This window comes from Rhizobium sp. 05L419, assembly GCF_056397845.1.
The window spans coordinates 289,330-307,969 of sequence record NZ_JBFTOF010000004.1 but is presented as its reverse complement, the minus strand read 5'-3'; the positions used below and the strand labels follow the sequence as shown (position 1 = coordinate 307,969).

Annotated in this window: 21 protein-coding genes and 1 pseudogene; 6 read left to right on the top strand and 16 right to left on the bottom strand. The window is 61.0% G+C overall.

From position 1 onward, the window contains the following. Positions 1 to 14 precede the first annotated feature (14 nt). The 6 genes from AC1DMK_RS07615 to AC1DMK_RS07590 form a co-directional block, all read right to left on the bottom strand. Positions 15 to 893, bottom strand: coding sequence for an SDR family NAD(P)-dependent oxidoreductase (locus tag AC1DMK_RS07615; RefSeq protein ID WP_477858070.1), 879 nt, complete (start codon positions 891 to 893; stop codon positions 15 to 17). Then, positions 890 to 1,675 carry a hypothetical protein gene (locus AC1DMK_RS07610; RefSeq protein WP_037059378.1) on the bottom strand — a complete coding sequence of 262 codons (786 nt, stop codon included), beginning with the start codon at positions 1,673 to 1,675 and terminating at the stop codon, positions 890 to 892. Before AC1DMK_RS07610 ends, AC1DMK_RS07615 begins: the two co-directional genes overlap by 4 nt. A 10-nt stretch (positions 1,676 to 1,685) precedes the next feature. After that, positions 1,686 to 2,273: a protein-S-isoprenylcysteine O-methyltransferase gene (locus AC1DMK_RS07605; RefSeq protein ID WP_477858068.1), complete on the bottom strand. Its 588-nt coding sequence runs from the start codon at positions 2,271 to 2,273 to the stop codon at positions 1,686 to 1,688. A 61-nt stretch (positions 2,274 to 2,334) separates the two neighbouring features. Beyond that, positions 2,335 to 2,919: a hypothetical protein gene (locus AC1DMK_RS07600; RefSeq protein WP_477858066.1), complete on the bottom strand. Its 585-nt coding sequence runs from the start codon at positions 2,917 to 2,919 to the stop codon at positions 2,335 to 2,337. A 151-nt stretch (positions 2,920 to 3,070) separates the two neighbouring features. Continuing rightward, on the bottom strand, positions 3,071 to 3,202 hold the full coding sequence (locus AC1DMK_RS07595; protein WP_080725444.1) for an ABC transporter: 132 nt from the start codon (positions 3,200 to 3,202) through the stop codon (positions 3,071 to 3,073). Between the two features lie 171 nt (positions 3,203 to 3,373). Then, positions 3,374 to 3,952 carry a L,D-transpeptidase gene (locus AC1DMK_RS07590; RefSeq protein ID WP_477858064.1) on the bottom strand — a complete coding sequence of 193 codons (579 nt, stop codon included), beginning with the start codon at positions 3,950 to 3,952 and terminating at the stop codon, positions 3,374 to 3,376. Positions 3,953 to 4,255: 303 nt separating this feature from the next. Here AC1DMK_RS07590 and AC1DMK_RS07585 point away from each other — a divergent pair, with 303 nt between their 5' ends. Continuing rightward, a complete protein-coding gene (locus tag AC1DMK_RS07585; protein ID WP_477858062.1) occupies positions 4,256 to 5,011 on the top strand; it encodes an SDR family NAD(P)-dependent oxidoreductase in 756 nt (251 codons plus the stop codon). Between the two features lie 2 nt (positions 5,012 to 5,013). On the opposite strand, the gene AC1DMK_RS07580 is transcribed toward AC1DMK_RS07585, so the two are convergent. The 4 genes and pseudogenes from AC1DMK_RS07580 to AC1DMK_RS07565 all read right to left on the bottom strand — a co-directional run. Next, the gene (locus tag AC1DMK_RS07580) at positions 5,014 to 5,442 is read right to left on the bottom strand and encodes a DUF1178 family protein (protein ID WP_037059364.1); all 429 of its coding nucleotides are present in this window, start codon (positions 5,440 to 5,442) and stop codon (positions 5,014 to 5,016) included. Continuing rightward, positions 5,439 to 6,296, bottom strand: coding sequence for a carbon-nitrogen hydrolase family protein (locus tag AC1DMK_RS07575; RefSeq protein ID WP_477858060.1), 858 nt, complete (start codon positions 6,294 to 6,296; stop codon positions 5,439 to 5,441). Before AC1DMK_RS07575 ends, AC1DMK_RS07580 begins: the two co-directional genes overlap by 4 nt. A gap of 9 nt (positions 6,297 to 6,305) precedes the next feature. Further along, complete coding sequence (grxC, locus tag AC1DMK_RS07570) at positions 6,306 to 6,563, bottom strand: glutaredoxin 3 (RefSeq protein WP_477858058.1); 258 nt, start codon at positions 6,561 to 6,563, stop codon at positions 6,306 to 6,308. A 33-nt stretch (positions 6,564 to 6,596) separates the two neighbouring features. Then, a pseudogene (locus AC1DMK_RS07565) lies at positions 6,597 to 7,074 on the bottom strand (ComF family protein); the annotation flags it as partial. Positions 7,075 to 7,148: 74 nt separating this feature from the next. Here AC1DMK_RS07565 and AC1DMK_RS07560 point away from each other — a divergent pair. After that, the gene (locus AC1DMK_RS07560) at positions 7,149 to 8,033 is read left to right on the top strand and encodes a methyltransferase domain-containing protein (protein WP_037059501.1); all 885 of its coding nucleotides are present in this window, start codon (positions 7,149 to 7,151) and stop codon (positions 8,031 to 8,033) included. A gap of 29 nt (positions 8,034 to 8,062) precedes the next feature. Here AC1DMK_RS07560 and AC1DMK_RS07555 read toward each other — a convergent pair whose 3' ends face one another. From AC1DMK_RS07555 to AC1DMK_RS07530, 6 genes are all read right to left on the bottom strand, one after another. After that, positions 8,063 to 8,233 carry a Flp family type IVb pilin gene (locus tag AC1DMK_RS07555; RefSeq protein WP_037059500.1) on the bottom strand — a complete coding sequence of 57 codons (171 nt, stop codon included), beginning with the start codon at positions 8,231 to 8,233 and terminating at the stop codon, positions 8,063 to 8,065. A gap of 60 nt (positions 8,234 to 8,293) precedes the next feature. Further along, complete coding sequence (locus tag AC1DMK_RS07550) at positions 8,294 to 8,611, bottom strand: hypothetical protein (protein ID WP_477858056.1); 318 nt, start codon at positions 8,609 to 8,611, stop codon at positions 8,294 to 8,296. A gap of 123 nt (positions 8,612 to 8,734) precedes the next feature. Further along, entirely contained in the window at positions 8,735 to 9,148 is a 414-nt protein-coding gene (gene mutT / locus AC1DMK_RS07545; protein ID WP_037059358.1) for an 8-oxo-dGTP diphosphatase MutT, read from the bottom strand. Continuing rightward, entirely contained in the window at positions 9,145 to 9,966 is an 822-nt protein-coding gene (locus AC1DMK_RS07540; protein WP_037059356.1) for a GNAT family N-acetyltransferase, read from the bottom strand. The genes mutT and AC1DMK_RS07540 overlap by 4 nt, the downstream gene beginning before the upstream one ends. Further along, complete coding sequence (gene argJ, locus AC1DMK_RS07535) at positions 9,935 to 11,176, bottom strand: bifunctional glutamate N-acetyltransferase/amino-acid acetyltransferase ArgJ (protein ID WP_477858053.1); 1,242 nt, start codon at positions 11,174 to 11,176, stop codon at positions 9,935 to 9,937. Before argJ ends, AC1DMK_RS07540 begins: the two co-directional genes overlap by 32 nt. Positions 11,177 to 11,290: 114 nt before the next feature. After that, entirely contained in the window at positions 11,291 to 12,178 is an 888-nt protein-coding gene (locus AC1DMK_RS07530) for a peptidylprolyl isomerase (RefSeq protein ID WP_037059355.1), read from the bottom strand. Positions 12,179 to 12,423: 245 nt separating this feature from the next. Here AC1DMK_RS07530 and secA point away from each other — a divergent pair, with 245 nt between their 5' ends. The 4 genes from secA (at position 12,424) to AC1DMK_RS07510 (ending at position 18,636) form a co-directional block, all read left to right on the top strand. After that, entirely contained in the window at positions 12,424 to 15,138 is a 2,715-nt protein-coding gene (gene secA, locus AC1DMK_RS07525) for a preprotein translocase subunit SecA (protein ID WP_477858051.1), read from the top strand. A gap of 190 nt (positions 15,139 to 15,328) precedes the next feature. Then, positions 15,329 to 15,949, top strand: coding sequence for a C39 family peptidase (locus AC1DMK_RS07520; protein ID WP_477858050.1), 621 nt, complete (start codon positions 15,329 to 15,331; stop codon positions 15,947 to 15,949). Positions 15,950 to 15,983: 34 nt separating this feature from the next. Further along, complete coding sequence (locus AC1DMK_RS07515) at positions 15,984 to 17,102, top strand: D-alanine--D-alanine ligase family protein (RefSeq protein WP_477858048.1); 1,119 nt, start codon at positions 15,984 to 15,986, stop codon at positions 17,100 to 17,102. Positions 17,103 to 17,223: 121 nt separating this feature from the next. Further along, on the top strand, positions 17,224 to 18,636 hold the full coding sequence (locus tag AC1DMK_RS07510) for an oligosaccharide flippase family protein (protein WP_477858145.1): 1,413 nt from the start codon (positions 17,224 to 17,226) through the stop codon (positions 18,634 to 18,636). Positions 18,637 to 18,640: the final 4 nt, after the last annotated feature.

Here is an 18,640-nt window from a genome sequence, read left to right as displayed (position 1 = left end):
ACGGGCCTATGCGTTCAGCGCGCGCCGCGACGCAGCTGCGCGTCTCGGCTGCCGCAGCATTCCTGGAACGTCTTGCCGGAGCCGCAAAGGCAGGGATCGCGACGCCGACGCTGCAAACGGCCGATCACCGGCAGCAGAACTGCCGAAGGCAACAAGGTTGTAACCAGAGCCACCAGCTTTGCCGAAATGCCGGGCACGACAAGGCGCCGGCCGGACTTGAACCCGCCCCAGGCACGCTCGGCCACATACCGCGAGTCCAGCTTTGGCAGGATCTTGAACAGCGCGGCCCGATCGGCGCCGGATCGCTCGAGGAACTCCGTCGCGACCGGTCCGGGAGCGACGCACGTGACCGTCACGCCGGTACTGCGCAGTTCCTGATGAAGCGCTTCCGAAAAGGAGCGCACGAATGCCTTGCTCGCATAGTACAGCGCCATGTTGGGTCCCGGAGTGAACCCGGCTATCGAACCGAGGTTGAGCACGCCGCCCCGCCCCCGCGCCACCATGCCCGGCAGGAAACGAAGGGTCATGTCCGTGAGGGCGCGCATGTTGAGGTCGATCATCCCAAGCTGCTCGTCCATCGCAAGCGTCGTCGCAGCGCCGCGCAGGCCATATCCGGCACTGTTGACCAGCACGTCGCAGACAAGGTCGTTTGCGGCGAGGAAATTCTGCAGTCGCGCCGACGCATCGACCGCCAGCAGATCAAGTTCGAACGTGAACGCCTCGCCGCCTGCCTCTCTGACGTCGGTCGCGGCAGCAGCAAGTCCCTCGGGCGAACGCGCCACGAGAACAATGACAGCGCGCTCCCGGGCAGCGACTTTGGCAATGGCCCGGCCGATGCCGCGGGACCCGCCGACCACCACGACTGCCGAACGCAACTTATCGTCATCGGTCATGTCGCGGTCCCTGAAACCGCCTCGCCATGGGCGGCATCGATCTGATCAAGGCGTCTCACCTCGCTGGCAACCTCGCCGTTCAGTATCTCTTCGAAGCGCTCCAGTGCGCGCGCCACATTGGCGCCGTCCATGACCCTGTGGTCGTAGTGGATGCGGACAGTGACCAAACCATCCTCGGTGATCTGGCCGTAGTTGAAGATCGTGGTCAGCGGCGTCAGCGGATTGAGGGATTCGGCGCCGAGGCCGGAATAGACCGACAGCTGGAAGGTTCCGAAATAGCGCGCCCGCTTGTGCCCGAGATTGAGCCCAAGCCACATGAGCAACCACCTGACCGGCCCCGGTGCGCGGGCAATCTTCAAGGCACGCCGGAATTCCTTGACCTCCAAAACCGGGCGTGATCGTGCCAGGCCGATCAGGGCTGCAAGTTCGGTCAGCGAACGTCGCTCGGGATGCTTGATCGTCGTCAACAATACGGCCCGCTCACCGTCGTACTCACGCTCATGGGCGATCGATGCCACGCTTTCCGGGTACTCATAGAGCTGCGGCTTGGGGAATTTGACGTAGGCACGCCGAAAGTCGGGGGTCTCCCGCGAAAGCAGCGCATATCCCTTCAGGAAAAGCACTGTCCAGGAGGGGCGGTCCGGCTGCGCCTTCCTAGCCTCCAGCAGTTCTTGAAGATTCATTTGCCGCTGCACGGTGACCCGCGGCACCCCTATCGAGAAGCGCATCAGATCTCCGACAAGGCGTCGCGGCGCTGAAAGCTTGATGGCTCTGCCTCGCATCACGCCACCTCTAGTAAAGATAGGGAATAATTCGCTTCGTCCGGTCCATGTAGGCGCGGTACTGAGGGCCGAAAATTTCCAGCATCATCCGTTCCTCCTTGTCCACCCGCAGAAAAAACAGGATTGCAAAGCCGAGCAAGCCTGCCAGCCCGACCACCCAATTCGACAGAAGAAACGCCTGACCGAGCCCCATCAGCAGGAACGAGGTGTACATCGGGTGGCGGATAAAAGCGTATGGCCCGCCGGAAACAAGCTCGTGCTTTTCGCGAATCTCCAGCGTGATGGACCAGTTCCGCCCGAGTGCCTTGTGGGTTCTGCGAAAAACCCACATCGCCGCGCCGTACAGCAATGCTCCCACGACCACTGACAACACATGAGCAGGATAATCAGCCGCGCGTGGTATCCCGGTCGCCACATAGAAAGCCGGGACGACCGCGAGCCCCAGCAACGCAAAGGCAAGCCCCAACGCCTCGGAAGTCGAGCGGCGATGACTGACAACCCTGACCCGCTTGGCGCGACGCTCGAAAGGATACCGAATGATGTACCAGGCGATGACGCCAAGAACCCACGCCAACTTACCAAAAGCAGCTATGCTCAATTAATCCACCCAGGCCCTTCTGCATTCTGTAATCTGCAGGGCAGATGGCACCCGATCACCATCAACCCGCCGTATTCATCTCTCTCAGGTTTGTCACAAACTGCTGCGGCCGGAGCCATATGCTGGGCGTCTTATATCCCATCGAAGCGGCGATTTCCCCAACAAAATTATTGCAGTTGGACACCGACGCCTGCCAGACTTTCGATTTCGCCTGCAGCTGCCGGATAAATGCAACGGTTTTGTTGTATTCGGCTTGCGTCAGCAGGACGCGCCAACTCGCAGACCGGTAGGCTTCCTCCAGGTCTCCATCGGTTGCGCCGGTCGACGCCGGCACAGGCAGGAAGTGACCGACAACGTAGGCATCGACGCTGCCTGACGGAGCAAGCCCGGCGACCTCCTGCGTGGCGATGCCCCCGGCATTGTTCAATCTTCCGAAAATGACGTAGGTGTGGCCATAGCTCAGCGCATAACGCGAGCGGAATTCTATGAAGTACTGGCCCTCTCGTTTTTGAGAGGCCGGACCGACGGTTCCGCCATTGGCGTCCGAAACGAACCTCGGCTGAGGTGGTTTATCTTCAGTTTGACAGGATGTTGTCGCGAGCGCGACCAGGACCAGAAGGGATAGAGAGCTCTTGGTAAGCGTCATAGCTGCGCTTCATCTCCGGGATCGAGTGAGCAAAGATACAAAGCCGGCTCGACAGCCATATCGTAGCGAGCCACGGAACCGGTTTGCCCGAACAGCAGAGCGTGGGAAGGGCCACGAATGCCCCCTCCCGCCTTCAGCTAGATGTCAGCTGTCACTTATAAACAGGCGCCGGTTCCGCGGCAGGTGGCGGGGCTTTCCCCTTGCCCTTACCAATGGTTCCGCAAGCCGTCAGGCTTGACACCGAAAACAGCGCAATCAGGCACATAACTAGGATTCTGCTCATCAAGTAGTCCTCTCCGTTTCGCATGGAATAAGGTTATCGAAGGCAACGATTCTACTAATAGCCGCAAAATTCGTCTAAGCCAAGCGCTGAAAGGCAAATGCATAGGTCTCCCCGACCCGGCGCCTCGCAATGCCTAACAGAGCGTGGCAACGTCGCCACAAAATGTAAGGATCATATGACCAATACTTGCGTTCCCACCGGAACACGACTGTAGAGGTCGACGATATCCTCGTTGGTTAGGCGAATGCAGCCATTCGACACTGCCTGACCTATCAGCCACGGCGCGTTCGTTCCGTGCAGGCGAAAGTAGGTATCCTGCCCGCCACGGTAGAGATAGAGGGCCGCAGCACCAAGCGGATTGTTGGGACCACCAGGAACTCCGCCGGCATACTGCCCGAGATTCGGCTTGCGTTCGATCATGCTCGCAGTGGGGGTCCAAGACGGCCATTCGGCCTTGCGGCCGACGGTTGCCCTGCCCTTCAGCGTAAGGCCTTCCTCGCCCACGGCGACAGCATATCGCATCGCCATGCCGTCGCCCTCAATATAGTAAAGTTGACGCTCGTACGTATTGACGACGATGCTGCCCACCGGTTCGCCTCCGCCATAAGCTACTTCCTTTCGTCGATAGCGCGGCTTTACACCTGATGACGTAAGTCCGGACCCCAACGGCCAATTCGTAGTACATCCCGAAGTCAGTATGGCGAGCGAGCCCAACACAAGCCCGCGACGCGTAATATTGTGTTCGTCCATGTTTACCTGCTAAGCAATTGGTGAGCCCCTGTCTTCTCCTTTAGCATCCGATTGCCTTTCGGCCAAGTCTCCCAACCGATGCACAGGAGATTGGATATTTGAGAACAATCGGGGGTTACCAATTGTTGTTGTGCCCCATATGAAGAGAATCTGGGCGAGCACGTTCCGTGCATCGCCGGTCAACGGCGCAGAGGGTCTTCGCGTCGTTTGAGCAAAGGTCTCTGTTGTGGGCTACGAACGAAATTTATTGCAGTATGCGTCGGCCTCTGCTCGATTGTGTTGCAATGGGGGAGCAAGATAAAAATGAAATTCGACTTCGAAGGGAAAGTCGCGATTGTGACAGGCGGCGGTTCCGGAATAGGCGCAGCCATATCGCGGCAACTTGGGGGTGAAGGGGCCGAAGTTGTGGTCGCCGACGTCGATGCCGAAGCAGCGCATGCGGTTGCAACCGAAATTCGTTCGCTGGGAGGCAAGGCCCGCGACTTCGTTGTCGATGTCAGCGACGCTGTAGCCGTGGAAAAGCTTGTCGATTTCGCCGTCCAGGAGTGCGGCGGGCTGCATCTGGCCGTCAACAATGCAGGGATCGACGGCGTACGGAAGGCGACGGCCGACTACCCGCTCGACAACTGGATGAAATTGATCAACGTCAATTTGAACGGTGTCTTCTACTGCATGAAATACGAGATCGCCGCCATGCTCGGACAGGGCGGAGGGGCCATCGTCAACATGTCTTCCGTTCTCGGCTCCGTTGGATTGCCGACGGCACCTGCCTACACGGCTACCAAGCACGCAATTGTCGGGCTGACGAAGGTCGCGGCAATGGAGTATGCGCGACTGGGTATCAGGATCAACGCTGTCGCCCCCGGCTGGATCGAAACGCCGCTTCTCTCCGAACATTCAGAGATAGCGACCACGCGGCGGATGATGGCGTTGCAGCCGATGGGCCGACGCGGGACGCCCGAAGAGGTATCCGCCCTCGTGTGTTTCCTGTTATCAGAACAGGCCAGCTTTATCGCTGGAAGCTGCCATCTGGTCGATGGAGCCTATAGCGCCCACTAAGGCTAGTTCACGTCATCCGGCAGCACCGGCAGCGCGGCGATCTCGATACCCTCTTCCAGCAGGGCCCGCGCCTCATCAAGCGTCGTCTGGCCCATGATGCCGCGGGCGTCCGCCTCGCCGTAGTGGATCTTGCGTGCCTCCTCAGGAAAGCGTGTGCCGACATCCTCGGAATTGGCCTTGATGGTGGAAACGGCTTCCTTGAGCTTCTGGAAGGCTTCGCGGCGCATCGTGTCCATCGCAAGCGTCTGCATCTCGCTCTTTTTGCGCGCAGTGGAGACGGACGGCGCCATCATGAGCTTGGAAACGGCAGCGGAACTGCACACTGGGCAGGTGAGAAAACCAGACGCGACCTGACGCTCGAAATCCGCACTTTCGGAAAACCAGCCTTCGAACTCGTGAGCATTTTCACAACGAAGTGCGTAACGGATCAAGCGCCTACGCCTCCTGCGGCGGCCCCCACAACCTTCTCTATCGAAAACTCCCGAGCGTTCCTGAGGTTCGGAATCTTGTCATGCGCAGCCTTCACCGCCGAGGTGTCGATCTCGGCGACGATCACCGCTTCGCCGGCAGGCCCGGCGGCGGCCAGTACTTTGCCCCATGGATCGATGATCATCGAATGGCCAAAAGTCTCGCGCCCGTCTTCATGCAGCCCAGCCTGGGCCGCGGCTATGACGAACACGCCGTTCTCGATGGCACGGGCGCGCAACAGGATTTCCCAATGCGCCTCGCCGGTCTGTTTCGTGAAGGCGGCGGGCACCGTCATCACCTCTGCCCCGGCAATGGCCTGCGCACGGAAGAGCGCTGCAAAGCGCACGTCGTAGCAGATCGCAAAGCCCATCTCCGCAAACGGCAGCGACAGTACCCTTGCTTCCGATCCCGCCCGGTACGCAGCGCTTTCGCGCCAGCTCTCGCCATTGTCGAGATCCACGTCGAACATGTGGATCTTGTCGTAGCGATTGAGGATTCTGCCGTCCGGACCGAAGAGATAGCCGCGATTGGCAAGCTTGCCACCGTCGAGCGCAATCGCCGTCGAGCCGACATGCATGTAAATGCCAAGCTCGCTGGCGAGCTCGGCACCGGTGCTGACGATGACGTCGCTGGCCTCGTCCCGAAGCAGAGGCTTGGCCGCGGCCCGGTCGCGCTGCAGCATGCCGGTCATCTCAGGCGTTTGCACATACGTTGCACCCTGTGCAGCCGCGGCGCGAACAAGCCTCGCCATCGCGGCAGCGTTTCGCTCGGGATCCACGCCTGAGCACATTTGAATGGCGGCAGCCTTGAAGGTCATCGGAGTTCCCTATGCTGCAAGCAGCGGATCGAGCTTGCCAGCACGCTCCAGCGCAAAGAGATCGTCGCACCCGCCAACATGCCGTTCGCCAACAAAGATCTGCGGAAACGTCGCGCGGCCGTTCGACTTGCCGATCATCTCCTGCCGGAGATCCGGCGCGAGCGTCACATCATGCTCCAGAAAGTCCACGCCCTTTTCGGTGAGCAAGGACTTCGCCCGGCTGCAATAGCCGCAGGCTTGGCGCGTATAGATCGTGACGGGTACCATGTTGGCTCCAGAAAAATACAAGTTTTCTTTTCGTCATATAGTTTCTGAAAGCGCCCTTGCAAAGGTCAAAACCGTGATTGTCGGCGGCGCCGGCCTTGCAAAGCGCTGTGGCAGCAGCACCAACGGTGGCGCCGGTGGTGTAGACGTCGTCCACGAGCACAAGCCGCTTGCCGGCGACATCCCCCTCGCGCCCCTTTGCGACGGCGAACGCTCCGCACGTTGTCTTCACGCGCTCCGGCGCCAAGCCCCACGTGTTGGCGTGTACGCCGGATGCGCAGCAATGTGCCCGGCAGCAACCGCTTGCCCGGCTGCAGGGCCATGTGCCGCGCCATGTGCCGCGCCAGTTCCGCCGCCTGGTTGACTCTACGCGAGAACATGCGCCTGCGATGCAAGGCGACGGGCAGGATTGCATCACAGCGTTCGACCATCCCTCCGCCGCCGCCCTCAGCATCCACACAGCCAGCAGCGTTCGTTCCAGCTCGCCAGTTTTTTCAACCCGCTTGACCCCATGGCGCGAGACGAGCGCGTTTCCCGCAGAGGAAAATCGCCTTGCCGCACCCGCATGGCGGGACTATGGACTTGTCCATGGATATCATTTTCGACAAAGCCCGGATCGCGGCGAACAGGCATCGCGCGCTGCGCAATAACAATCCGGAAGCGGCCTTTCTGCTCGATATCGCGGCCGAAGAGCTCGGTGAGCGTCTGGCCGTCGTCGAGCGGACCTTCGAGCACGCCGTCGAACTGCATGGGGCAACCGGCGCAGCCGCCCGTGCGGCGAAGGCGACCGGAAAGGTCGCCAGCCTGACGCGGGTCGAGAGCGAACGGATGTATGCCGAGGCGGGCGACACATTCATCGAGGCGCCGATCGAGACGATTCCGCTCGAACCGCAGTCGGCCAATCTGGTGCTTGCCCCGCTCAGCCTCCACCTGACCAACGACACGCCCGGGGTCTTCATCCAGATCCGTCGCGCGTTGAAGCCGGACGGCCTGTTCCTTGCCGCCATACCCGGGTCAGGCACCCTGCAGGAGCTTAGAGAGGTGCTGCTTGCGACCGAGATCGAGATGACGGGCGGCGCAAGCCCGCGCGTGATCCCCTTCGCCGATGTGCGCGATGTCGGCGGACTAATGCAGCGAGCCGGGTTTGCCCTGCCGGTGATCGATGCCGAGACCTATACGGTGCGGTACGGATCGATCTTCCCGCTGATGCGGGATTTAAGGGCGATGGGCATGGGCAATCCGCTTGCCGCACGCAGCCGCAAGCCCCTGACGCGGGCGTTCTTTCTCAGGGCAGCGGAGATTTACGCCGAGCGCTATGCCGATCCGGACGGTCGCATCAGGGCGACGTTCTCGATCATCTATGTCTCCGGGTGGGCGCCGCACGAAAGCCAGCAGAAACCACTGCGGCCGGGATCGGCCAAGGTCAGACTTGCCGACGCGCTAAAGGTCGAGGAGCACAAGCTCAAGCAGTGAGGCGCGGCCCCTTGTCTTTGCCAGCAATATCAGTTGGGCAGCGTCATCTGGTTGCCTATGCCCAGGAACACGTTGCTGATGTTGTCGCTGAGCGCTCCCATTCCTGCGACGAGCGCAACTGATATGATCGCTGCGATGAGGCCGTACTCGACGGCGGTTGCACCATCGATATCTGCGAAAAATACCTTCAGAGTTCGCATCATCCGTCCTTTGCCGCCAACGCAGTTGCTCATTCAGTCCACGCACCCATCCTGGCGCCGTCAGCAGCCGACCCCGCTGCCATAGCCCTGGACGACGCAGACGGAACCCGGCGTTTCCTGGAGGACGCTGCGGCGGATGGTATAGCGCTTGCCGTTCTCAGTTTTCGGGATCGAGCCTGTCGTGATCGAATCGAATTCGGACGGTGCGCTGGCAAACACGCTGGATTTCGACTTGTCGGCGAGCATCGGTGTCAGGATCAATGTCAATGCCACGACGGCCGTGCCGAACAGCAACGCAATATTCAGCGCCCCCGTCTTGTGCGAGGAAGCCGAAGCTTGCTCCTTTTCCCGAACTGCCTTCCAGAAATCGTCGTCCATGCGTCAAGCCTTCTACACACACGCCAGTTGCTTGATTGAGGCTGATCTTTGGCAGAAGGTGTTAAACGATCGATTAATATCCACAGCCAAATCGGCCTGGCGCCACCAATATTCCAGGCATTCCTAAAGTAAGTCCTGCAAAACTGGAATGAGCGGTTCATCGGCGGGCGGCATGGGATAGTCGCGCAATGCCTGCGGCTTCACCCACTTGATGGCCTGGCCTTCTTTCCCGTGCGCGATTCCTTCGTATCGCCGGCACACATAGAGCGGCATCAGCAGATGGAATGTCTCGTACGTATGACTGGCAAAGCTGAGCGGCGCCAGGCAGGCAATCTTGGTCGTGATCCCGAGTTCCTCGTGCAGTTCACGCACCAGCGTTTCCTCGGGCGTTTCGCCTGGCTCGACCTTGCCGCCGGGGAACTCCCAGAGACCCGCGAGCGACTTGCCTTCGGGGCGCTGCGCCAGAAGGATCCGGCCGTCAGAATCGATCAGCGCGCAGGCCACCACGAGCAGGATGCTTCGCGCCGCCCCGCTCATTGCGACAGCTCCCGCCGCCAGTAGGAGTAACGATAGGCCTCGTGGAAGCCCAGGCGTTGGTAAAGTGCCAGCGCCGGCGCGTTGGTCGCCTTGACCTGCAGCCAGGCAGAGCGGGCGCTGCGCATGCGTGCCCAGCGCAACGCCGACGTCAGAATTTCCAGGCCAAGCCCCTCGCGCCGGCGGCCTTCGGCGACCGAAAGCGACATGATGCCCGCCAGATCGTTGTCCTGAACGCAGAGAACGGTCGCCAGGGGTCCGGTCCGCGGATCCTCGATCATGAAGAGACCCGACGGCGGCTTGATCGCATTGATGACCTCGGCGAGTGCCGGCTTCAACTTTGGAGAAACCTGATCGGTCGCCAGATTGGCGTCCACGAAACGACCGATATCATGCGTCGGAAGGTGATCGAGCGTATCGGGCAGATCCGCGTGGGCGAGGTCGCAGGTCATGACGATCGTTTCGTCGAAATGCGTCCATTCCTCAGCCCTGACGAGGTCGACCAGCACCGGCGATGCGAGCGGCGTCTGGCGAAGGACTGCCGGACGGCCATATGCCTCGAACTTGCGGCTGGCCTTGGTGAGGCGGATTTCGACGTCGCGATGATCCGAGGGGTCGAGCGGCACGATGGAATTCAGCCTGTTCGACGGGTGTCCGGCTGTCAGCCGCACCTGCCAGCTGCCATCGTACTGAACGGATGAAGCCGGCCACGCCCGGAAGCCGACGGCCTCGAGCCTGCGAACCAGTGGAAGATTTGCCTTCTTGGGTAATGCTTCGGTCAATGGACGATCAGCTCCGATAGTCACCGTTGATGGCGACATACTCCTTTGTAAGGTCGCAGGTCCAGACCGTTGCCTTGCCGCTGCCGAGGCCGATCTCCACCTTCACCGGAATATCCTGATTTTTCATCACGTTGGAGGCCGCCTGCTCCGAATAGCCGGCGTCACGCTCCCCGTTGACCGCAACACGTACATCGCCAAACCAGATGGCAAGGCGATCGCGGTCGGCCATTTCGCCTGATTTGCCGACAGCCATGACGATACGGCCCCAGTTTGCGTCCTCGCCGGCTGCTGCCGTCTTGACGAGCGGCGAATTGGCGATCGAGAGCGCAATTTTCTTGGCGGCAGCATCGCTTTCGGCGCCTGTTACCGTGATCTCGAGCATCTTGGTGGCGCCTTCGCCGTCGCGGACCACCTGCAAAGCGAGATCCTTGAGGAGTTCGTTCAGCGCAGCGCGGAACGAGGAAAGGCGGGGATCGTCGGCACGCTCCACGCGGGCCTGTCCGTCTTCGGCGGCAACCCCTGTCGCAAACAGCATCAGCGTGTCCGATGTGGAGGTGTCGCTGTCGACCGTCATCGAGTTGAACGTCGGATCGACGCCTTCCGACAGCAGCGACTGCAGCGCGACAGGCGCGATATCGGCGTCCGTCACCACGAAGGAGAGCATCGTCGCCATATCGGGCGCGATCATCCCCGCGCCCTTGGCAATGCCGTTAATCGTCACGGACACGCCACCGATTTCGGCGCTGCGCGTCGAGACCTTCGGATAGGTGTCGGTCGTCATGATCGCCTTGGCGGCTTCGAACCAGAAATCGCCCGTCGCGTCAGCATAGAGCGTGTCGAGAACACCAGCGAACTTCGTGGCGTCAAGCGGCTCGCCGATAACGCCGGTGGAGGCAAGATAGACTTCGCCCTCGGCGCAGCCGACGGCGGCGGCAGCGGACTTCGCCGTCAAGGCGGTCGCCTCGCGACCCTTGACGCCGGTAAAGGCGTTGGCATTGCCGGAATTCACGACGACTGCACGCGCCACGCCGTGTGGCAGATTGGCGCGGCAGAAATCGACAGGCGCGGACGGGCACTTCGAGCGGGTGAAGACCCCCGCGACGGCCGCCGGCTTGTCGAAAACCATCATCAGAACGTCGGTTCGATTCTTGTACTTGATCCCCGCGCAAGCGGTTGCCATTCGAACGCCGCGCACGGCAGGCATGGCGGCAAAGGATTTCGGAGCGAGCGGAGAAACGGAACCGGACATGATGATCGACCTGGCTATGAGCATTCCCGGGCGAAGTGGAAACCGGTTCGCCGTCAGGAGATGCGACAACAGAAGATAGTGAAGGGCCCGGAAGAACCGGGCCCTGGATGGATATTACTGCTGCGGCTGCGCTACGGGCGCATCGCCCGGCTGCGGCTGCTTGTTGGCATCCTCGTAACCCTTCCGAAGGGCCTCGTCGGTGATGTCGACCTTCGACTTTTCCTTCGCGGCGGCGAGAAGGGCAAGATACTTGTCGCGCATGACGAGCTGACGAACCTGATCCTTGACCTGGTCGTATGCCGGCGGAGGCGCGTCCCGCTTATCCTCGACCTTGATGACGTGATAGCCGAAATCGGTCTTCACCGGGGTCTTGGAGTACGTGCCCTTGTCGAGCGTGAAGGCAGCATCCTCGAATTCCTTGACCATGCGGCCCTTGGTGAAATAGCCGAGATCGCCGCCGTCCGCCTTGTTCGGGTCGGTGGATTTTTCCTTGGCAAGTTCAGCGAAGTCCTTGCCGGCGTCGAGCTGCTTGATGACGTCCTTGGCTTCATCCTCGGTCTTCACCAGGATGTGGCGCGCGTGCACTTCTTCCTGCTTCGGCAGGGCAGCGACTTCCTTGTCGTAGCGGGCCTTCACTTCGTCGTCGGTGACAGTGTCGACGACGTGCTTCTTGAAGTAGGCGTTATGAAGTTCGCGATCGGCGAGATACTGCATGCGCTTCTGGAACTCGGCGGACTGGTCGAGCTTCTCTGCCGCAGCGTCCTTGGCGAGCAGCTTGACGTCGATTGCCGCGGACAGGGCTGCGACCTTCTTCTGGTCCTCGGGAAGCTGTGCGAGCTGCGGGTCGAGGTTGGCGATAGCCAGATCCAGCTCAGACTGATGAATTTCGACATCGCCGACCTTGGCAACCACGGCATCCGGCTTGTCCTCAGCACGGACCGGTGCCTGGAACGCAACAAATGTTGCGAACGCCATCACGGCAATTTTGTTGTAGTTCAACATCAAATAACCCTTCACAGTTAAACCCCCGGCTTCAACTTCGTGAATCCAGCCTGAAACAGCCATCAACACCGGAATGTGGCCTTTCTATATCAGCCAAATCCGTTGACATCATTCGACCCCCCTCTTATCTGTCACGCAACCTCGCGTCCAGAACAGTTTCCTGGCGTTTCGAGACGTGCGCCTGAATTTCGGCCGGGCCGCGGACAAGAAAAGCCGGGGAAGTATATTGAGAAAGGACCAGTCATATGGTCAGCTTTGGCGGTATTGCCCGCAAAATATTTGGCTCTGCCAATGATCGCCGCGTGCGGTCCTTCCAGCCGAACGTCGACGCAATCAATGCGATTGAAGAAAAGACGAAGGCGCTGTCCGACGAGCAGCTCGCCGCCCAGACGGTCGAGTTCCGCAAGCTGCTGGCGGAAGGCAAGACGCTGGACGATATCCTCGTTCCGGCTTTTGCGGTCGCTCGCGAGGCTTCGCGCCGCGTTCTCGGCATGCGACCTTTTGACGTACAGCTGGTCGGCGGGATGATCCTGCACTCGAATGCAATCGCCGAAATGAAAACCGGCGAAGGCAAGACGCTCGTCGCGACGCTGCCGGTCTACCTCAACGCCCTGTCCGGCAAGGGCGTGCATGTCGTCACCGTCAACGACTATCTCGCACAGCGTGACGCTGCAACGATGGGCCGCGTCTACGGCTTCCTCGGCCTGACCACCGGCGTTATCGTCCACGGTCTCTCCGACGAGGAGCGCGCCGCCGCATATGCCTGCGACGTCACTTACGCGACCAACAACGAGCTCGGCTTCGATTATCTGCGCGATAACATGAAGTACGAGAAGAACCAGATGGTCCAGCGCGGCCACAACTTCGCGATCGTCGACGAAGTCGACTCGATCCTGGTCGACGAGGCGCGCACGCCGCTGATCATCTCTGGGCCGCTGGATGATCGTTCCGATCTCTACAACACGATCGATGCCTACATACCGATTCTCAGCGAAGCCGACTACGAGATCGACGAAAAGCAGCGGTCCGCCAACTTCTCGGAAGAAGGCACCGAGAAGCTGGAAAACCTGCTGCGTGAAGCTGGATTGCTCAAGGGCACCGGGCTTTACGACATCGAGAACGTCGCGATCGTCCACCACGTCAACAACGCGCTGAAGGCCCACAAGCTGTTCCAGCGCGACAAGGACTACATCGTCCGCAACGACGAAATCGTCATCATCGACGAATTCACCGGCCGCATGATGCCGGGCCGTCGTTATTCGGAAGGCCAGCACCAGGCCCTCGAAGCCAAGGAACACGTCAAGATCCAGCCGGAAAACCAGACGCTGGCGCAGATCACCTTCCAGAACTACTTCCGCATGTACGACAAGCTCGGCGGCATGACCGGTACGGCGCAGACGGAAGCGGAAGAATTTGGCAACATCTACGGCCTCGACGTCATCGAAGTGCCGACCAACCTGCCGATCCTGCGTATCGATGAGGACGACGAGGTCTACCGGACCTTCGACGAGAAGTTCAAGGCGATCATCGCCGAGATCGCCGAGGCCCAGAAGCGCGGCCAGCCGGTTCTCGTCGGCACCACGTCGATCGAAAAGTCGGAACTGCTCGCCGAGATGATGCGCAAGCAGGGCTTCGCGAACTTCCAGGTTCTGAACGCCCGCTACCACGAGCAGGAAGCCTATATCGTCGCCCAGGCCGGCGTGCCGGGTTCTGTCACGATCGCCACCAACATGGCCGGTCGTGGTACCGACATCCAGCTCGGCGGCAACCTGGACATGCGTATCGAACGCGAGCTCGGCGAAGTCGAGCCCGGCCCCGATCGTGACGCCAGGATCGCCACGATCGTCGAGGAAATCAAGGAGCTGAAGCAGAAGGCGATTACCGCCGGTGGCCTTTACGTCATCGCGACCGAACGCCACGAAAGCCGCCGCATCGACAACCAGTTGCGCGGTCGTTCTGGCCGTCAGGGCGACCCGGGGCGTTCGAAGTTCTACCTGTCGCTTCAGGACGACCTGATGCGTATCTTCGGCTCCGACCGCATGGACAGCATGCTGACCAAGCTGGGTCTCAAGGAGGGCGAAGCCATCGTTCACCCCTGGATCAACAAGGCTCTGGAGCGCGCGCAGAAGAAGGTCGAAGCCCGCAACTTCGACATCCGCAAGAACCTGCTCAAATATGACGACGTTCTGAACGACCAGCGCAAGGTGGTCTTCGAACAGCGTCTGGAGCTTATGGAATCGACCAACATCTCCGAGACCGTTTCGGATATGCGCCGCGAGGTGATCGAAGACCTCGTCGACAAGCACATCCCCGAGCGCGCCTACGCCGAACAGTGGGATGCCGTCGGCCTGAAGGAACAGACAAACGCGCTGCTCAACCTCGACCTGCCGATCGAAGGCTGGGTCAAGGAAGAAGGTATCGGCGAAGACGATATTCGCGAACGCCTGACGGAAGCGGCAAACGCCCTCTTCACCGAAAAGTCAGAGCGTTTCGGCGACGACATCATGCACTATGTCGAGCGCTCGATCGTCATGCAGACGCTCGATGCCCTCTGGCGCGAGCACATCGTCAACCTCGACCATCTGCGCTCGGTCGTCGGCTTCCGCGGTTACGCCCAGCGCGATCCGTTGCAGGAATACAAGTCGGAAGCGTTCGAGCTCTTCACATCGCTGCTCAACAACCTTCGCCAGGCCGTCACTGCCCAACTGATGCGAGTTGAACTCGTGCAGCAGGCGCCGGCCGAGCCGGAACCGCCTGTCATGCAGGCCCACCACTTCGATCCGGATACCGGAGAAGACGACTTCGCGCCGATCTATCGGGCTTCGGAAGTTATCGTCGCGCCGGAAAGCCGCAATCCGGATGACCCCTCCACATGGGGCAAGGTTGGCCGCAACGAAGTCTGCCCCTGCGGCTCGGGTAAGAAGTACAAGCATTGCCACGGCGCTTTCGAGCAGGCTTGAGGCCAGCCGGATTGCCCTGAGATAAGCAAAGGCCCTCGCGACGGAGATGTTGCGAGGGCCTTTCCGATTCCGGCCTGTGCAGGTTTTCACACAAGTCCTGACATCTCAATCGGCACATTATTCAGCCGCAAAAGCGTCGCTTTGTTCACCGAGCTTGCGGGCATGGTTATAATGATTGCCGAGGGATTTCATGAGCATTGGCACCCTAGCGGTACCCTACTTCAGCCAGTGGGAAACGCCGTCGATGACGATGCCGGTCGTCACGCAAGGCGCATCTGCCCTGCTCGGCGATCCGCTCTGGCCGGAATCCGGCGCCGAGACGGCCGAGGAATACGCCCACTGGGCCAGTAATATCTGCGGCATGGCGTGCCTGAAGATGGTCCTGGCCGCACGTGGCGAAATTCACCGAACCATCGATCTGGCCAGGGCATGCACCGCCTTCGGCGGCTACGTGGTCAATGAAGCCGATCGCTCCATCAAGGGCCTGATCTACGCACCATTCGTCACCTTCGTTGCGCAGACATTCGGCCTCAAGGCGCAGACGATCACCAATCTTTTGACAAGCGAACTTCCGGCGCTTCTTCAAAGCAGGACGTATTTCATGGCATCCGTGAACAGCCACATCCGCTGGCCCGACCAAGAGCCGCCGTCAAAAGGCGGACATCTCGTCCTGGTAACAGCCGCAAGCTCGCAAACCGTCCGCTTTCACAACCCGTCCGGCCACGATCGGAGCAGCCAGGCCAATGTCGCCTTGCCGGTATCGAACTTCGACCGCTTCTTCGCCAATCGCGGCATCGCCATAACACTTTGAGCATCCGGACCGGAATAAATTGAGGGCACTACTCATGACAGGCACATTGCCGAACCCAAATGTGAGCGACAATACGAGCCGATCGTCAATTCCGCGACGGCGCGTCGCGGTTCTATTCGGCGGCCGGTCTCCCGAACACGATGTGTCGATCCTGTCGGCAACCAACGTCCTGAAAGCGCTCGATCCGGAACGTTACGACGTGCTTGCGATCTACGTGACGAAGGACGGACGCTGGACGATGATGGATCCGACCGCGGTTCTGTCGTCCGCCGTAGCAAACGAGCGTGCGCAAGAGCTTTGCCTGCTGCCGGGCGGCCGCGGTCGGTTGATTGCCATCTCGCCCGGCACGCCCGCAATCGAGCTGCCGCGCATCGATGTCCTGTTCCCGGTGCTGCACGGAATGCATGGTGAAGACGGCTCGATCCAGGGGTTGGCCGAGGTCGCCCGAGTGCCTCTCGCCGGCTGCGGCATACTGGGGTCGGCAACCGCCATCGACAAGGACATCGCCAAGCGACTGCTGAGGGAGGCAGGTCTGCCGGTGGCAAGGTCGGTGTGCATTCACGCCGACGACACACCGTCCTTCGACGAGCTGGTCAATGTGCTCGGCCTCCCGATCTTCATCAAGCCCGCGCGCCAGGGCTCGTCGGTCGGCGTCAGCAAGGTAGGGCGGGCCGATGACTTTGCCGGCGCACTGGCGGAAGGCTTCACGTACGACCGCAAGCTGCTTGCCGAGGAGTTCATTCGCGGACGGGAGATCGAGTGCAGCGTGCTGGAGCATGCCGACGGCAGGATATTGATCTCCCTGCCGGGCGAGATTGCTCCCTCGCAAAGCCACGGCTTTTATAGCTATGAAGCGAAATACATCGACGAGGACGGCGCCGCTCTAAGGGTTCCGGCGCAACTGCCGAAGGACGTCGAGGATGAGATCAGGCAGGCCGCCGGGCTGGCGTTCAAGGCGCTTGGCTGCGACGGCATGGCGCGCGTCGATTTTTTCCTCACCGCCGACATGACGTTCGTCGTCAACGAACTCAACACGATCCCGGGCTTTACCGATATCAGCATGTATTCCAAAGCGATGGCCGCGAGCGGCGTCACCTACCCAGAGATCATTGACCGACTGATCGACCATGCGCTTGCCCGCGCCAGCCGCTGACCAGGCCGGATGCATCTAAACTCGCCAGCAGTTAAGTAAATATACGCGGCCACAACCGTTTCTTAACGCTGTTCTGGCACTACTCGGGGCACGATTTGCCAGAGAGTTTTGCGTGTTCATGATGGCGGTCATCGAGACAGCTGAAAAGATGTTGCCGGCGGGGCTGCGCCCGTCGGGCGGCCGCGCGTTGCGCATGCTTGGGGGGCTTTTGACCGAGCGTGGCGAAAAAGCCGTCGCCCGGCGCATGGCGCTGACTGCATTCTCGATCCGCATCATCAGCGCGGCGCTCGCCTTCGTCTCGCAGATTGCCCTCGCCCGGCTGATGGGCGAATACGAGTACGGGATATTCGTATTCGTCTGGGTGCTGATCGTAGTCTTCGGCGACCTGTCTTGCCTCGGCTTCCACACCGCCATCGTCAGGTTCCTGCCGCACTACAAGGCAGCGGGCGCCCTGGCTGAAATTCGCGGGCTGACCGGAACCGCGCGCATCTTCGGACTGCTGTCGGGAACCGCCATGCTTGCCGTCGGCATGATCGCGCTGCACCTCTTCGGCGACAGGATCCACAGCTACTACGTCGTTCCGATCTTCCTCGGCCTCCTCGCCATGCCGATGATCGCGCTCGGCGACATCCTGGAAGGCACGTCGCGCGCCAACCACTGGCCGATCATGGCGTTGGGCCCGGCCTACATCGTCCGCCCGGTCCTGATCATTCTCTTCATGCTGGCAGCAATCGGCCTCGGCGCGCCGCACACGGCGATCACCGCCATGCAGGCGGCCCTCCTCGCCACTTATGTGACGGCGGTCGCACAGTATGTGGCGACCCTCGTGCGCCTTCGCCGCCACTATCACGCAGGCCCGCGCAAGATCGACTTCCTCGGCTGGCTCAGCGTCGCATTCCCGATGTTCCTGATCGAGGGCGTCAGCTTCCTGCTGACCAACTCCGACGTCGTCGTGGTCGGCATCTTCCTGGAACCCCACGATGTCGCGATCTACTTCGCCGCTGCCAAGACGATGGCGCTGGTTCACTTCATCAATTTTTCCGTCAAGGCCGCCTCCGGCCCGCGGTTTTCCAGCATCATTGCCGGGGGCACACGCTCCGAGCTTTCGGCGGCCGCGATCGACGCCGCCAGATGGACGTTCTGGCCGGCGCTGGCCGTCGGCCTGATGGTTCTCGCCGCCGGCCACCTCCTGCTGTCGCTGTTCGGTGGCGCTTTCACAGCCGGCTACATTCTGATGGCTATCCTGCTTGCCGGCATCCTCGCCAAGGCGCTGGTGGGACCAGCCGAGACGCTGCTGATGATGGCCGGCAAGCAGAACATCTGCGCCCTGCTCTACGCCGGCGCCCTGGCGGTCAGCGTTGGCCTGAACGTGCTCCTCATTCCGCGCTTCGGCATAGAGGGGGCGGCGGTCGCAACCGCAACGGCCATGGGCGTCGAAGCTGCGCTCCTGCACCTTGCGGTCCGCCGAGCGCTCGGCATTGCCCTCTTCGCCTTCGCCAAATCGGCCGGAACGCATAAAGACATGGAAGCCTGACACA